Origin of the sequence: Nocardia pseudobrasiliensis NBRC 108224 (genome assembly GCF_001613105.1) — a bacterium.
Classification (GTDB): domain Bacteria; phylum Actinomycetota; class Actinomycetes; order Mycobacteriales; family Mycobacteriaceae; genus Nocardia; species Nocardia pseudobrasiliensis.
In genome coordinates, this window is record NZ_BDBS01000052.1 from 12,466 (window position 1) to 27,824 (window position 15,359).

Genomic DNA, 15,359 nt, shown 5'->3' on the forward strand with positions numbered 1-15,359 from the left:
CGTAACCGAATGAACGATCCGCAGCAGGACAAACCCGAGGGAACCGACGAGACGCCGGATGTCACCTTCCGGATGGACCCGGCGGATCAGCAGGAACCCGCCGACCCCGTGGCCCCCGAACCCCCGGCCGAACTGTCGGTCGAGGAGCAGGCCACTCAGCTGACCCACCGCATCGCCCGCGAACTCGCGGTCGCCGGGCCCGACGGCTGGCACCGCTACGAGGCCGTCTTCTCGATGTCGGTCGCGGGCGGGGTGACCTACGTCCTGTACTTCGACGAGGGCGATCGCGTGGCCCGGGCCGATCCCTCGGACGAGGTGATCGAACTGGCCCGGCTGCAGCGCGAGATCTCGGCTCAGCTCGGCGACGGACCGTGGTGGCGGCTGGTCCTGCGCCTGGACATCGCCGGACATCTCGAGGCCGACTACGACTACGGCGACGAGCCGTTCCCCGACGAACAGATGCTGGTCCCGGACGCCTATCGTGCCGATCTGCAGACCTATCCCCGTCAGCACCTGCCGGTCTGGCTGGCCGCCTACATCGGACACGACAACCGGCAGTGGCGCTCACCGCAGGACGCCGCGAAACAGGCTCGCGCCGACCGCGAATCGAATCGCGCGCCGATCCGGTCGACCGACGACTTCCCGGTGCTGCCCGTGCTGTGGGCCCGGTGGGCGACGATCGCCGCCTCCTTCGTCGCGATCGGTTCGGAGTGGGGTCCGCGAATCCTCCCGGCCCTCGGCGTATTCGAGGGTTCGGCCCGCAGCGGATCCACCCTGTACGTCCTGCCCGGCGGTCGGGCCGTACTGTCCGGCGGCGTCTGGAACGCCCCCGAACTCGACGCCGCCTACAACGACGGCACCCCGCTGCCCGACCTGTACGCCGGCGCCCCGGAATGGGTCGCCAACCAGGTGCTGAATCCGCGCGCCGCCCGCGGCGTGCTGTCGTTCTGCTACTGGTGGGAGCGCGGCAGCTGGTATCGCGGCGATTCGCCGAGCTCCGATCGGATCAGCGCGGCCGTACCGGGCATGTGGTCGGCCGACACCGTGATCGATGTGGTGTGCGGCCTGCTGAGCGCGGAGCCGAGCGACGAATTGCGCACCGCCGCAGGCAATCTGGTCTCCGCCGCCGAGGCGGGCGTGGTCACCCGCGACACCCTGGCCGCGCTGTTCACCGATCCCGCCGACGATATCGACGGCGCGCTGTATCAGCTGTCGCTGGCCGGTCTGGTCACCACGGTGCCCGAGCCGATCTCCGAGGAGCGGGCGATCACCCGGGTCCGCGATCACATCGCCGAACTGGATATCGACACCGCGCGCTACCCGCTCGACGAGCTGGTCGCCGAGCGCCTCAATGTCGGCTGGATGGTCTTCGTACCGACGCGCCCCGGCGAAATCGCCATCGGCCGAGCCATTTTCTACATCGCCGACGACGGCGTGATCGAGCAGTCCTCCTCGTCGGTGGCCCCGTCGATCTACGCCGAGGGTTTCGAGCAGCGGTTCCTGCTGCGTCAGACCAGCGCCGCCGCGGACTTCCCGGTGCAGTAGCTCAGACGCGTTCGTCCTTGATCGCCCGGACCACCTGGGCGATCTCGGTATTGATCACGTCCACCAGCCGCGCGGTGTCGACCCCGTTGACCACCCGCGGGGCGTCGAAGGTGATCACGCAGCGCCCGTCGTCGATCAGATCGCGCAGTTCCAACTGTCGTCGCAGCACACCGCGCGGGCCGAATCGCGAACTGCCCTGGATGATCTGGATCAGACCGATGGTGCCGAACGGCCGTGCGAGGAAGCGTTCGGACAGGGTGTCGATCGAATCGTCGAAGGAGTCGAACACCCGAGACTGGACGTATTCGTAATCGCCGCCCCGGCCCGAGCCCTGCGGTGCGGTCAGCATGAGATCGGTGATCCGCGCGGGCGGCGCTTCGGGAAGTTCGCGCACCAGCGCGTCACCCAGGCCGACCGCATCGCATTCGGTGACCACGAAACCGCCACTGTGCCAGATGGTTTCGCCCGGAAGCTGGCGTACGACGTAGCCGCGGTCACCCTTGCGGGCCCCGTACAGGCGCACGCTGTACCTCGGATTCTCCGGTTCCCGCTCGTCGAGCGCGCGCAACGTCAGCTTGATATCGGGAAACGCCAGGGCCTGCAGCACCTCGGCGAATTCCCGATCGGGCCGAGCGAACAGGCGTTCCCCGGCCGCGTGTTTGACGTGATCGAACTGATCCTCGGTCCGCGGCGCGACATACGACAGCGGAATGGGCAGGTAGTCGTTCTGGATCGACTCCCACAGCACGAGGAATTCGATATCGGTGAACTGCCAGGTTCGATTCATTGCTCCACAACGGGTTTCGCGACGATCGGTGCGTCACCGAGCGCCTCCTCCAGGTACTCCGAGGAATCCAGGAAGTCGGCGCGCTTCTTCTCCTTGCCCTGCTGGCCCTGCCCGGCGCCGTGGCCCATGGGTCCCATACCGCCGGGTGAACCCATACCGGAACCCGCCGCGGCGACACCGGAGCGGGCGGATGTCGCGATGCCCTCGATCTCGGCGGCCGACGCGCGGGGGAACAGGCGCGAGGCCTGCAACACCTCGCGCGGGCCGTCGCCGAGCCCCTTGAGGCCGCCGATACCGCCACCGCCGCCGCCGGATCCGCCGCCGCCTCCGCCGATGGCTGCCTTCACCTCGTCGCCGAGCTCGGCGGGATCGGGCAGCTGCGGCAGATTCGGCAGGCCGGCGAAGGCCTTCTTGGCCTCCTCGCTGCCCGCGAACTGCTGCGCGGCCTGAACACCTTGCTGCACAGCCTGTTGCAGGAATTGCATGCCCTGCTGCGCGGCCTGCTGAACGGCTTGCTGCTCCTGCTGCTTCTGCTGCTGTTGTTGCTGCTGGAGCTGGTACTGCTCGTTCTTCTTCTGCTGGGCCTCTTGCTCTTTGCCCAGTTTCTCCGAGCGCTCGCGGTCGCGCTTCTGCTGTTCGAGCTGTTCCCAGCGTTCCTTGTTCAGGGCCTGCTGGTACTTCTTGTCTTCCTTGGTCTGCTCCGGATCCGGCTGATTCTGTTTGCCATTGGGCTGCTGCTGATTGTTGCTGCCGCTCGGATGGGCCTGTTTGTTGCCGCCGCCGTTGCGGTTGCCGCCGTTCTGGTTGCCGCCGTTCTGATTACCGGAGTACGGGTTTCCGTTGTTCGGGTTCCCGTTGTTGGGGTTGCCGTTGTTCGGGTTCCCGTTGTTGGGATTGCCGTTGTTCGGATTGCCGTTGTTGGGATCGCCCGGCGGCATGGCCTTCAGCGGCTTGGTCGGATCGGGCAGCGAGAACAGCGCCGAGGACGCGGTGGTGACCATCGGGGCGTAGAGCGAGTCGATGTAGCTGGCCGCGATCGAGCGGGCGGCATCGTCATTGACCTTGTCCAGGGTGTCGCCATTGCTGGATGGATGGGCCGGGTCCACATTGGACACCGCCGACGACACCTGCGACGCCGCCTTGCTGAGCTGGCCGCTCGCCCAGCTCAAGGTCTGACCCACCGCGTTCATGTACTGGGTCAGCGGTTGTGTGCTCGCCGCGTAGTTGGCGGTGGCGGCCTGGGCGGCCTCCTTGCCCTCGCCCTCCCAGTCCTTGCTGAGCGCCGACATCTGCTGGGACAGATCACCGAACGCGCGCGTCAACTCCGTCGACAATCGGCACCAGGTCCACGCCACGTACATATTCTTCGCGGGGGAGCTGAACGCGCTGTCGGCGAAGCCCTTCATCTCGCCCTTCCACCCGATCGACATTCCGGGTTCGGGCGAAATGGCCACGGCATCGGGCTGGAAGCCCTGCTGCCGGTACTGCGAGATCTGGTCCGCGGTCGGAGGTTTGTCGAGATACTTGTCCTCGACCTTGTAATCCTTGGTCTTCGGATTGTCGCCGAGATACGGGTCCTGCCAATTACGGCCGTAATCGACGCCGAGTGGGCCTCGGTCGCGTCCGTCGCCGTACTTGAACTTCTTCTCGTTGATGTGGTACTTGCTCGCGTTACCGGACAATCCCTTGAATTTGTCGCCGGAATCCTTGTCCGTACCGTTGTAGGTCTTGTCCACCAACACGAACGCCGTACCGAGATCGGTGAGCGTCTTCTCCTGATTGGCGAGAATGTCGTCCAATTCCTTACCGCGCCGGGCGAACTTCTCGGTCAGCAACTTGCTCGACGGCAGACTGCTGAGTTCCGTGGGGTTGGCGAGGTTGTGGCTGGTCGCGTCCGAACGAATGTCCTTGACCAACGCGAGGATGTCGGCGACCATTCCGGCGAGCTGGTTGCCCTTCCCGTCGGGCAGCGTCAGGCGCTTGCCGCCCTTGCCCATCGATCCGTAGCCGCTCAGTACCTGACCGAGATCCGGCTTGTCGTCGTCACCGCTCACCGCGAACTCTCCTCGTACAACCGGCGCGAGCCTGCGATTGTCCACCCATCAGGGTCATACTGACATAACTCCGCGCGTAACGTCAGCCACCGAAACTGGCGGTACCCACGCCCTATCCCGTAGTCGTCATCGTACGCCCGGGGTCATGTGCGCCCGAGTACGCTGAGACATCCGGTAAGGGAAGGACACGGGAGATCGGATGAGTGACGAACAGGCCGCACCGGCCGAGTGGACCGCGAGTTCGCGCAGCGGCACCATCACCGTGCGGACCACGGAACAGGGCCTGCCGCTGGGGATTTCGGTCGAGCCGGGAGAATTGAGGCGCACTCCGCACGAGCTGGCCGCCGATATCGTGCGGCTGTGCAAACAGGCCGCCAATCGGGCCGCGCTGGCCCGTCGCGCGCAGTTCGAACAGGCCGGGGTCGATCCGGCCGCGTTGCGGCTGATGGGCCTGCCGACCGCCGAGGAAGTGGCCCGGCAGGAGCAGGCCGAGCAGGAGGAATACGAGACCGAGCCGGACAGCTGGCTGCGGTCGGTGTGAAAGGGACGCCACCGTGTACGAAACGATGGACGAGCTGGAAGACAGTGTGCGCCGGCGGCTGTATCGGATGCGCGATCTGAGCGATCGGATGGCCGCGGTCCGGGCCCGGGAGACTTCACCCGACGAGATGATCACGGTTGAAGTGGACGGAAACGGTGCGTTACTGAGTCTCGAACTCTCCGAGTCGATTTCCCGTTTGTCACCGGACGAATTCGAAAGCAGGCTGGTGGATGCCGCGATGGCCGCGGCGCGGCGTGCGTTCACCGAGCGCGGCGATCTGATCAACGAGTTCAACGATCAGATGCGGGAAGCGTAATTTTACAATCACTTAAGCTTTGCCCACGGATCCTGGGGCTTGGTTTCCGTAGCGCGAGACCGCTATGTCTGCCTACGATGAGTCAGGATCAATTGCCTTAATGGATCGGGGTTTTCGATGGACGTCGTAGCTGCCACTCCGGACGCGATTCGTCGATATGGGGACGCCTCGGCCGCCATGGCCACCACCGTGGCCACCGTGGGCGCGGTCGATCAGGGCGCGACCATGGCCGCCGCGGTGCCGGTCTTCGGACTGATCGGCCAGGACTTCCTGTTCTCCTTCGCCGGCGCCCAGGCCAATCACCTGTCCTCGGTGGCGGAACTGGCCGCCGTGCACGCCGGTACCGCGCTGACCGCCTACGAGGGCGCTGCCACCTACCAGTCGACCGACGACGCGTCGGCGACGGAAGTGGGCGCGACGATGCACGACGAGCGATGAGCGCACCGCTGGATCCCTCGGTCATGGATCTGCTGCGCGGCAGTGCCATGGCCCCCATGCTCGATCAGCCGATCGGCAAGGTGCTCCAGAATTTGGGGCTTCCGGCCCTGCCGGAACTGCCGCCCGCGCCGCCGCTGCCGGGTATGCCGCCGCTGCCGGTCATCGACCTCGGTCTGCTGATCAAGCCGCTGACGGATCTGTCCGCCGCGTTCGGCACCGGGCAGTTCCCGAGTCAGGGAGCGCCCGCACCCGCGCCGACGCAGCATGCGGTAGCACCCGCCCCCGAACAGGGTCCCGGCGCACCGCAGGGCGCGGCCGCCCCGGTGCCGCCGCCCGGTCAGACTCCGCCGATCGATCCCACGCAGGCTTTGCAGGCCATCTCCACCGGTATGCAGACCGTGATGCAACTCGGCATGTCCGCACTGCAATTGGTGATGCAGCTCTGGCAGGGCCAGGGCGCGGAGCAGGCCGCCGCGAAACAGGGTGCGGCGCAGACGGATGCGGGTCATCTGGCCACCCAGAGCGGACAGCAGAAGCTGGTGCTCGGCGAGGCGTCCACCTCGGTGGCCACCGGCGCGGCCCTGATGACGGCCGTCATCGGCAAGTTCACCACCACCGCCGCGCTGACCGCGCCGTTTCTGGGCACGCCGCCCGGCGCGGCGTTCCTGATGGAGTCGGCGATCGAGAGCATCACCGAGGGGCTGGCCATCACCGCGAAGACGCGCGGCGAGATGACCATTCACTCGGCGAATATGACGCATGCGGGCACCAAGGTGAAGGTGACCAACGCGCCCACGGGTGTGAAGTCGATGGAGGGTCTGCAGCAGTTGATGCAGCTGATCCAGCCGCTCGCCCAGGCCGCCACGACCGGTGCGCAGGCCGCGGCGAAGCTTTCGGCCGCCAACACCTCGCTGAGCGCGCCGAACTCGACCGAAAAGCCCACGGACAAGGCCCATCTCGACACCCTGTCGGCAACGCACGGCGGTGGCGGGGTCGGCGGTGGTGGCGGTGGTGGCGGATTCAGCCCCATGGCAACGCCTTTGAGCCCCTTCACCGGCACCCGGGTCGCGGGCGGAGTGGGCCCGATGACCGGCCCCTTCGGAACAGCCGCCGCGGCAACGGGTCCCGTCTCGGTCACCCCGACCTCGGCCGCGTCGACAGCCGCCTCTAGCCCGGGCATGATGCCCATGGGTGCGGGCGCCGCCGGAGCCGCCGGCCTGGGTATGCGCGGCGGGGGAACCTCCGATGCCGATCAAAACGCGAACCTGGTCACCTCCCAGCACGGTGACGAGGTCGTCGGTCCGATCGAGGGCGTCTCGGTGCCCGTGGTCGGAGCGGCAGGGCAGGCGACCGAACCGCCGCCCGATAAGGAACTGACGCTTTAGCTGTGCGATAGCTTGATCCGATAAGTGAGGTTGTCATGGCCGAGACTGCGAATTTCGCGGGCGTGTACTTCGATCCGGCGTCGGCCACCGATGCCGCCACCCGCCTGGACGCCCTGGCTCAGCGGCTGGAAGACGAATTGCGCCAGAATCAGTCGAACCTGACCGTTCCGGCGGCCGGTGCCGACGAGGTGTCCGGGCGCGCGGCCCAGACGATGAACGGCGTCGCCGACTCGTTCGCCGAGAGCGTCAGCGCCGGCATTCTCGAGCTGCGCAAACTGGCCGCCTCACTGCGTGCCCAGGTGACGCACGTCGGCCAGGTGGAAAGCGACACCGCGGCGGCGCTCGGCGCGAATCGCGCGGTGTGAGTGAAGTACCCGAGGGCATCGGCATGATCGAACCACCGCGGACCGGGTTCACCGGCGTCGTCTGGGAGGCACGGGAAGCAGGCAAGCTTGCCCAGGACCTCACCACCGGCGCCGGTCCGGTCCCCATGGCCGAAGCCGGTGCCGCGTGGACCCGTCTGGCCGCCGGATTCGGCGCGGCCGCAGTGGAATACGAGGTCATCCTCACCCAGCTGCGCGGCGCGTGGCAGTCCAGCGCGAGCGACGGTGTGCACGAACGGATCACCGCGCTGCGAGACTGGTTGCGCGACACCGCCGGCGCCGCGACCAATAACGCGGTCCGCTCCGAGGCGCAGGCCGCAGCCTACGAACTGGCGCGGCTGACCATGCCCAATGCCGCGGAAATCGCTGCGATCGAGGCGGTTCAGCGCACGATGGAGTCGATCGGCGCCGCCCTGGGCGCTCCGATCAAGGCCGTCGCCGCGGCGACCGATACCGATGCCGACGCGGCCAAAGCCACCGCCTCGCGGGTCATGCGCACCTACGAGGCGGCCACCGAACCGCTGGCCATTCCGTGGACGCACGCCAATCCGCCGGTGCTCACCGCCGGTACCTCACTGGCCGCCGAACAGGGTGGACCCGCGATCGAACCGGCCTCGGCCACAACGGGTCTGCCCGCGATGCCGGCCATGCCCGGCGGATTTCCGGGTGGGTTCACCATGCCCGCGCCGGTCAAGACCGCCTACCGCGCCCCGCTCGCCGTGCAGGCGGGCGAGGTCACGGAAGTGCCTGTCACACAGCCGGTCTCGAACTCCTCGCCGTACTCCTCGACCGTTCCCGGTGCGCCGATGTCGGGTGCGGCGGGCGGCGCGCCCGTGCAGAACGAAGAGGAACACCGCGCGGGAATCGTGGTCGAGGGCGCGGACGCGATCGGACTCGAGGGCGGAATCGTCAGTGCGCCCGCGGTTCTCGGCGCGCCGTCGGCGGAATCCGCGGCACCGCAGCGCGAAACCGGTACGGGGGCGTAATGGCGACCCTCACCAATGACGAGCTGTTCGCGGTGGCCCAGCGGATGAATGTGCAGACCCTGCCGTTGGTCCTCGCGGTATCGCCCGGACAGGATTCCTACGACGAATGGACCGCGGCCCAGGAGCGCGCGGTCACACGGCTCACCGATACGGGCGTATTCGACTCCTACGGTGAGGTGGAACCCGATCTGGCGCTGGCGTTGTACGCGCTGACCCAGCCCGAGCGGGAACTCGTCGCGCGCATCTTCGTGACCGACGGCGACCAGCCCGCCCGGACCGTGCGGGTCTCGGTCGTGCGGCGCGGCGAACAGCACGCGTTCGCGGTGCGCGACGGCGACAGCTACGAGATCCAGGCGGTGTGGGCCGACGGTTCGGGAACCGCGCTGGCCCGGCCCATCCTGTCGGCATTGGGTGCGTGCGCCCCGGCGCAGATCGAGAGTTTCAGTGCGCTGTCGGAGGATCTGAGCGAGCGACTCGACGCGGCGAACTCCGCCTCCGAGTACGCCGACGCCCTCTACGCCCTCGGCGTGCCGGATCGCGATGCGACCGTGCTGGGGATGGCCTTCGACAGTTGCCATGCGTTCGCCGAAATCGTGGCCTATGCCCACGACGACGGCATCGCCACGAGAACGTCCGGTGCGGTCGTCGTGTACGACACCGGCCGCGGCCGGATCGTCGCCGTTCCGGGGCTCGCCTCGGATCAGCGCGTCTGGTCCACCGTCACACCGGGTACCGATCACCGGATCGCCCAGGCGATTTCGGCGCTGATCGAATTGCTGCCCGGGGGGAGGTGGCTGCCACCGTAAACGACTCCGATCCAGACGTGGTTTCCCCGTTCCGGTGGGGCCGCACCGATATCTATCTCAACAAACAATCACGAAAGGTCTGAGCAATGGCAGGCGCAGTAGGTGTAGAAGAGGGTGGCGTAGCCAAGGTCGTCTCCAATATGGAGACCGCGATCAACAACCTTCGCACGTCCGTGAAGGCGATCGACGATGCCTCCCAGGCTGTCCGGCGTGGCTGGAAGGGTGACGCCAACGACGAGTTCATGAAGGTCTCGAAGGACTGGGACGACGAGGCCATCGCGCTGAACAAGAAGCTCGACGAGCTGCAGCAGGCGGTCAACACGGGTAAGTCCACCATCGTGAACATGGACCAGGGCGGCCTGGGCGGCGGCGGGTCCACCGGTGGTGGCGGCGGCTACACCAACCTCTGATTCCGCTGTTCCGCAGCGATACTCACAGTCGACCAAAGGATTAGAGCATGACAATTCTTTATGATCCCGCCGCGATGAACGAGCTGTTCAACGAGCTCCAGACGCACGGTGGCAAGATGAAGGGCGAAAAGGAGGCGCTGGAGAGCGCAGCCAACGATTTCCGCGCCAACCTGCAGGGTGACAAGGCGATCGAAGCCTTCAATACCGCGCACACCCACACGACGACGGAACTGTCCGACACCCTGGAAAAGCTGGACCGGCTCGCCGCCTCGGTCGAGAACGCGCTGAACCGCGCGCTCGAGGCCGACGGCAAAGTCGGCGACGGCTTCGCGGGTTTCTGATTTCACGAATTCGCCACGAACGGCCGGTCGGGATTCCTTCCGACCGGCCGTTGTCGTTTATTACCGAATTACCGCGAGGCGACCAGAGATTCGCCGATGTATTGCATTTCCTCGGGCGTGGTTACCATATGCACGGTCGCACTCGCCGCGGGTGTGCTGACGGTGATGAGATTCGGCGTCGCCGGATCCTGCCGCAGCGTGACATCGGCGTGGAACGGCACCGCGGGTACGTGCGGATCGTGCACATAGAGGATGGTCGCGCCACCGGGCAGGGCGGCCGGGGCGATCCCGTCGAACACCACGACGGTGGTCTGCGGATAGGGCGCGCCGGGCTGCGCGGGCGGCATCGGGGGATGATGACTGGCACCGGCCGAACGCGGCGCCAGCGAAAGCGCGTGCGGCGCATTGACACCCGCCACCATGGTGTTCCACGCCTCGGGCCGTGCGGTGTGTACGACCGTATGCGCGCCCAGCGCGATGGCCCGCAGCACCACCTGCTGAGCGAGGTCCAGCGCGCCGATCACCTCCAGATGCCGGGTGCCCTCACCGATCAGCGGCACCGCGATGGCCCGGCCGGTGTTGTCGGCCCCGATGAGCTGACCGCACCCCGCGGTGGGCACGGTCATCTCCGCCAAAGCGTCCAGGGGACCGCGGTTTTCCTCGCCCGGTACCCGGGTCGGTGTGCCGATCGGCAGGGTGTCCATCAGGGCGCGCAACTGCTGGCCGGGCAGGCGCCGCAGACCTTCGACCGGCGGGTTGTCGGGCTCGTGCACCGTATCGATGCGGACCACCGCGGTGAGCGCGATCGAGGCGGGGGCGTCGCGGTCACCGGGACGCGGCTCGATCGGCCGCAGCCGCAGCGTGATCGTCGTCGACAGGCTCGGTGCGGCCCACAGCTCGCTGAAGCCGCGCGAGCCGATCAGCTCCTTGCCGATGGCGTAGCTGGTGAGGTGAATTCCCTCGTACTGCAACGAGGTCGGGGTCTCGGTGAGCTTGTCCAGTGCCACGCCGCGCGACATCTGGCGCACCGCGGCATTGATCTCACCGGCGGTCAGCACCGCGGTGGTGATATCGCGGGCGGCCAGGCGATTGGCGACGCGCCGGGTCGCGATGATGGCCGTGCGCAGCGCGCCGCCGCCGCTGCCGCCGCGATTGTCCACCGCCTCGGCATTGGCCAGCGGATCCAGCCGCAGCACCAGCCACACCGTACGGCGGGCGATCGCGGGCAGCGGGCCCAGAATGCGGTCGTAGAGCCAGCCCACCGGCCCGTTGCTCGCGGTGCGGGCGCCGGTGCTGATGATGTCGATCGACGACAGCGTGATGTCGAATTGGGTGAGGCTACCGGCGATTTCGGCCAGCGGCAGCATCTGCTCGGTGCCCAGCGTCCCGGGCCGCAGGAAGGTCATGGTGTCCGGCGGCGGCTCGATGCGCAGCATGGTGACCACATGGTCGCCGTCCCAGCGCACGCCGTAGCTGCCGCCCTCGGGCAGCGGCACGTCGAAGGGCTGGGCGGGTTCGGCGCTGGGATCGTGGCGCATGCGGTACAGCCGGAAGGTCAAGCCCGCGGCCACCATTCCCGCGAGCGAGCGCGGGGTCTTGCGGCGGACCGGGCTCAGGCCGAGCAGTACGACCGCGACGCCGATCGCCGCGATGGCCCACAGCGGCAGATCGAAGACCGTCGCCACCCAGGTGGCCAGGGCCGCCAGCAGCAGGACCGGCACCACGACCGCCAGCGGGAAATCGCGGAACAGCCAGAAATCCTCATCGCGCAGCGCCGCATGCGATCGCGGGGCCCGGGCCGGCGTCGCACCCTCGGGAATAGTGGATTCGGGACGCGGCCCGGTGTACACGATCGCTTCTTCGACCACGGTTACCGGTCTTTCGCAGTGTCGTTCATAGTGGCTCGGTGGATAACCTTACCGGTACCACATAGTCTTTTCTGGTCGCGTCGAAAGTTTCAGCGTTCGAGGGAGTTCCGGTGCCCGCACAGTTGACCACCAGACAGCAGGTCAATGGATACCGTTTCCTGCTGCGACGGCTCGATCACGCCATGATCCGCCGGGATGTGCGGATGCTGCACGATCCCATGCGCTCGCAATCCCGCTCGCTGATCATCGGGGCCATTCTGGGCCTGCTGGTGGTCGCCGGGGCCGCGATTCTGGCATTTCTGCGGCCGCAGGGCGCGGTCGGTGATGCCCATATTGTCATGGGCAAGGACAGCGGCGCGCTCTATGTCGTGGTGAAGGATCAGAGCGGTAATGCCACGCTGCATCCGGTGCTGAATCTCGCGTCGGCGCGGCTGATCAGCGGTAGCAATGAGCAGCCGACTTCGGTGAAGGACAACAAACTCGGTTCGATGGCGCGCGGTCCGCTGCTGGGCATTCCCGGCGCACCGGTCGCGCTGCCCGGATCCGCGCAGGGCGGGCGCTCGGATTGGACGCTGTGCGAATCGGTGACGCTGTCGTCGACGGGTGCGCTCACCTCCGGTGCGAGCACCTCGACCACCGTGATCGCCGGAAGCCCCGAGCTGGGCGAGCGGGTGCGCGCGGCCGGTCCGAGTGAGGCGGTGCTGATCAAGCACGGCGACAAGTCGTATCTGGTCTACGACGGTAAGCGGGCCGAGGTGGACACCGGCAATTCGGTGATCGCCCGCACCCTCGGCCTGACCGCGCGCGCGGCCCGGCCCGGCGGTACGGGTCTGCTGGACGCGGCCGTATCGGTGCCCCCGCTGGCCGCCCCGACCATCCCGCAGGCCGGTGCGCCCGGCCCGGGGCGCTTGTCGAATGTGCCGGTGGGCGGCGTGATCTCGATGAACGGAATCGGCGGCCGATCGGATCTGTACGTGGTACTGGCCAATGGCGTGCAGCGGATCGGACCGTTCACCGCGCAGCTGCTGCGCAATGCGGATTCGCACGGTATGAGCGAGATCAAGACCGTGCCGCCGGATGTGCTCGACGGCGTGCCCGCGGTCAACGATCTGCAGATCGCGCATTTCCCCACCGACATCCCGAAGGTGATCACCGCCGAGGAGGCCCCTGTGGCCTGCGTGAGCTGGGACAAGACCGCGGGTGTCGTCTCGCCGCAGAAGCAGGCCGATCCGACCGACCGCGCCGATGTGTCGCTGCTGGTGGGTTCGCGCCTGCCGCTGGCGGATTCGGCCAAACCGGTGAAGTTGGTCACCGCCGCGGGCGGCGGCGATCACGTCGACAGCGTCTACGTGCGCCCGTCCACCGGCGAATTCGTGCAGACCACCGGTATGGAGGCGGGCAGCGTCCGCCGCGACAGCCTGTTCTACGTGGGCGACAACGGCATTCGCTACGGCATCCCCGATATGAAGACCGCCGAGGTGCTCGGCCTCGGCTCCAGCCCCCACCTCGCCCCGTGGGCGATCGTGGGTCAGCTGGTGCCGGGACCGACGCTGTCCCCGAAGGACGCGCTGGTCAGCTACGACACATTGCCGCCAGCGCGTTAGTCAGCGATTGGCCAGCCCCAGGCTGGTCAGCACGCCCTGCAGGGCGATACGCATATCCGGCTCCTCGATCCGCATCAGAACCGTGTCGTCGACCTGGGTCAGATCCAGCGAATCGTCGTTGGCCAGGCGGAATTCGCGCTCCTCCTCGGCCGCCTCGATCACATTGCGGATGAAGCGACCGTTACCGGCCAGATCCACGCCGCGCCGCGGCGCGCCGCTCTGATCCGTGCTCTCCATGGCGTAGAGCCGCGTGCACGCCTCGACCAGCGTGTGCTGCGCGTCCTCGGACAGCGTGGAGTCGCGGGCCGTGGCGATGACCTGGCCGATCTGGCCGAGCTCGTCGGGAGTGTAGGACGGGAACTGCAGCCGCTTGGCGAAGCGCGAGGCCAGACCGTCGTTGGCGGCCAGCAGTCGATCGATTTCGCCGTCGTATCCGGCGATGATCACCACCAGGCGATCTCGGTCGTTCTCCATGCGGGCCAGCAGCGTATCGACGGCCTCGCGGCCGAACGCGTCGCCGCCGGACAGGCCGGTCTGGATCAGCGTGTAGGCCTCGTCGATGAACAGCACGCCGTCGATGGCGCTGTCGATCAGCTTGTCGGTCTTGATGGCCGTGCTGCCGAGATGTTCGCCGACCAGATCCATGCGCTTGGCCTCGACGACCTTGTCGGTCTTGAGCAGGCCGACGCCGCAGTAGATCTTGGCCACGACGCGGGCGATGGTCGTCTTACCGGTTCCGGGCGGGCCGGTGAAGGCCAGATGCTGGCCGCGCGGCGCGCTGGACAGGCCCTTCTCGGCACGGATCTTGGCCAGCATCGCCGTCGACTGCAGCTTGGCGACCTGGGTTTTCACCGATGCGAGGCCGATCTGACGGTCGAGTTCGGCACGGGCGTCGTCGAGAATTTTCTTCGCGCGATCCTGGGTTTCGGCCTGCTGCTTCTCTTCGAGCGAGGGCGCGGAGGCGGGATCCCAGCGATCGGTGCGGGCCTCGATCACCTCCTTGGAGGTGATCGTGAGCCGGTAGGTGCGGTCGCGCATGGCCTCGGTGTTGGCGGTGAAATCCGGCGCCTGCGAGTAGACCTTCTCGAACAGTCCCTGCGCCTCGTCCTCGGCGCCCGTCTCGCGCAGGCACAGGCCGCGGCAGAACATGGCGGTCGTGCGCGCGGCCGGGATCGGACCCTGCTCGGCCAGCTCCATCCGGCGGATCGCCTCACCGAACAGGCCCAGCTGCGCACACGCGGAACCGACCATGACGTGCGCCCCGGCGGCCATGTACGGGTCGTCCCACTCGGCCGAACCTGCCAGCACGGCCATCACATCCGGCCAGCGCTGGGTGTTGTAGTGCAGCACGCCCCGGATATAGGACGCGATGCGCATATCGGCGACCGAATCGGCACCGCTCCCGGCGCGGCGGTGATATTCGGCCAGCTCGTCGAGGACCCGGACGGCCTCGTCGTACTCCTTGTCGGCGATCAGCTGCGCGGCCTGGGCCACCCAGATCTCCGAGTAGTTGGCCAGCGGATAGTCGATGTAGAGCCCGGTCATGAAGCGCCCGGCCAGCTCGCGCGGGCGCAGCCCGAGGCGGCGCTGCTCGCGGTACAGCGACGAGCCGCTGGTCTTGTAGAGGTTGAACAGCACCTCACGGGTGATCTCGCCCGCCGCCGCCCGGCCCAGCCAGGCGTCGCACATCGTCGGGTCCCATTCGGTGGCCCGCTGGAACGCCAGCTTGGCGTAGTCGAGATCGCGCGCGGACTCCTGCCCATCGATGGTCAGACCCAGCGAGAGGACTCCGGCGTCGAAGGCGCGCTGTGCTTGGCGGTTGCCGGTCATTGCTGTCGATCCCCGAATTTTTCTGTTGTCAGAGCGATTTCATACATCTGCCGACCAGCCTACCG

Annotated in this window: 15 protein-coding genes; 11 read left to right on the top strand and 4 right to left on the bottom strand. The window is 67.5% G+C overall.

Translation table 11 applies throughout. The features are described from left to right. The first annotated feature begins 9 nt into the window (after positions 1–9). Positions 10–1,545, top strand: coding sequence for a hypothetical protein (locus NP4_RS33295; protein ID WP_068006453.1), 1,536 nt, complete (start codon positions 10–12; stop codon positions 1,543–1,545). Between the two features lies 1 nt (position 1,546). On the opposite strand, the gene NP4_RS33300 is transcribed toward NP4_RS33295, so the two are convergent. Then, complete coding sequence (locus NP4_RS33300) at positions 1,547–2,332, bottom strand: ESX secretion-associated protein EspG (protein WP_068006455.1); 786 nt, start codon at positions 2,330–2,332, stop codon at positions 1,547–1,549. Continuing rightward, positions 2,329–4,386, bottom strand: coding sequence for a CCDC34 family protein (locus tag NP4_RS42015; RefSeq protein ID WP_068006458.1), 2,058 nt, complete (start codon positions 4,384–4,386; stop codon positions 2,329–2,331). The genes NP4_RS33300 and NP4_RS42015 overlap by 4 nt, the downstream gene beginning before the upstream one ends. Before the next feature lie 199 nt (positions 4,387–4,585). Between NP4_RS42015 and NP4_RS33310 the strand changes: the two genes are divergently transcribed. The 9 genes from NP4_RS33310 to NP4_RS33350 all read left to right on the top strand — a co-directional run bounded on the left by NP4_RS33310 (position 4,586) and on the right by NP4_RS33350 (position 9,992). After that, complete coding sequence (locus tag NP4_RS33310) at positions 4,586–4,927, top strand: hypothetical protein (protein WP_068006461.1); 342 nt, start codon at positions 4,586–4,588, stop codon at positions 4,925–4,927. A gap of 13 nt (positions 4,928–4,940) precedes the next feature. Beyond that, positions 4,941–5,243, top strand: coding sequence for a YbaB/EbfC family nucleoid-associated protein (locus tag NP4_RS33315; RefSeq protein WP_068006463.1), 303 nt, complete (start codon positions 4,941–4,943; stop codon positions 5,241–5,243). A gap of 117 nt (positions 5,244–5,360) precedes the next feature. Beyond that, positions 5,361–5,681: a type VII secretion target gene (locus NP4_RS33320; protein ID WP_068006465.1), complete on the top strand. Its 321-nt coding sequence runs from the start codon at positions 5,361–5,363 to the stop codon at positions 5,679–5,681. Next, positions 5,678–7,066 (top strand): hypothetical protein, encoded by a 1,389-nt coding sequence (locus NP4_RS41355; protein WP_068006466.1) that lies wholly within the window; start codon positions 5,678–5,680, stop codon positions 7,064–7,066. The genes NP4_RS33320 and NP4_RS41355 overlap by 4 nt, the downstream gene beginning before the upstream one ends. 35 nt (positions 7,067–7,101) lie before the next feature. Continuing rightward, positions 7,102–7,431: a PE domain-containing protein gene (locus NP4_RS33330; protein ID WP_068006467.1), complete on the top strand. Its 330-nt coding sequence runs from the start codon at positions 7,102–7,104 to the stop codon at positions 7,429–7,431. Then, complete coding sequence (locus NP4_RS33335; protein ID WP_245998289.1) at positions 7,428–8,435, top strand: PPE domain-containing protein; 1,008 nt, start codon at positions 7,428–7,430, stop codon at positions 8,433–8,435. Before NP4_RS33330 ends, NP4_RS33335 begins: the two co-directional genes overlap by 4 nt. After that, a complete protein-coding gene (locus tag NP4_RS33340; RefSeq protein ID WP_068006468.1) occupies positions 8,435–9,241 on the top strand; it encodes an ESX secretion-associated protein EspG in 807 nt (268 codons plus the stop codon). The genes NP4_RS33335 and NP4_RS33340 overlap by 1 nt, the downstream gene beginning before the upstream one ends. 86 nt (positions 9,242–9,327) lie before the next feature. Continuing rightward, complete coding sequence (locus NP4_RS33345) at positions 9,328–9,651, top strand: WXG100 family type VII secretion target (protein WP_068006470.1); 324 nt, start codon at positions 9,328–9,330, stop codon at positions 9,649–9,651. 74 nt (positions 9,652–9,725) lie between these two features. Then, the gene (locus tag NP4_RS33350; protein ID WP_082876455.1) at positions 9,726–9,992 is read left to right on the top strand and encodes a type VII secretion protein EsxR; all 267 of its coding nucleotides are present in this window, start codon (positions 9,726–9,728) and stop codon (positions 9,990–9,992) included. Between the two features lie 68 nt (positions 9,993–10,060). On the opposite strand, the gene eccE is transcribed toward NP4_RS33350, so the two are convergent. Then, entirely contained in the window at positions 10,061–11,860 is a 1,800-nt protein-coding gene (gene eccE, locus NP4_RS33355; RefSeq protein WP_245998288.1) for a type VII secretion protein EccE, read from the bottom strand. Between the two features lie 110 nt (positions 11,861–11,970). Here eccE and eccB point away from each other — a divergent pair, with 110 nt between their 5' ends. Continuing rightward, complete coding sequence (gene eccB / locus NP4_RS33360) at positions 11,971–13,464, top strand: type VII secretion protein EccB (RefSeq protein WP_068006475.1); 1,494 nt, start codon at positions 11,971–11,973, stop codon at positions 13,462–13,464. Here the strand turns inward: eccB and eccA are convergent, their stop codons facing one another. Further along, complete coding sequence (gene eccA / locus NP4_RS33365; protein WP_068006476.1) at positions 13,465–15,294, bottom strand: type VII secretion AAA-ATPase EccA; 1,830 nt, start codon at positions 15,292–15,294, stop codon at positions 13,465–13,467. Positions 15,295–15,359: the final 65 nt, after the last annotated feature.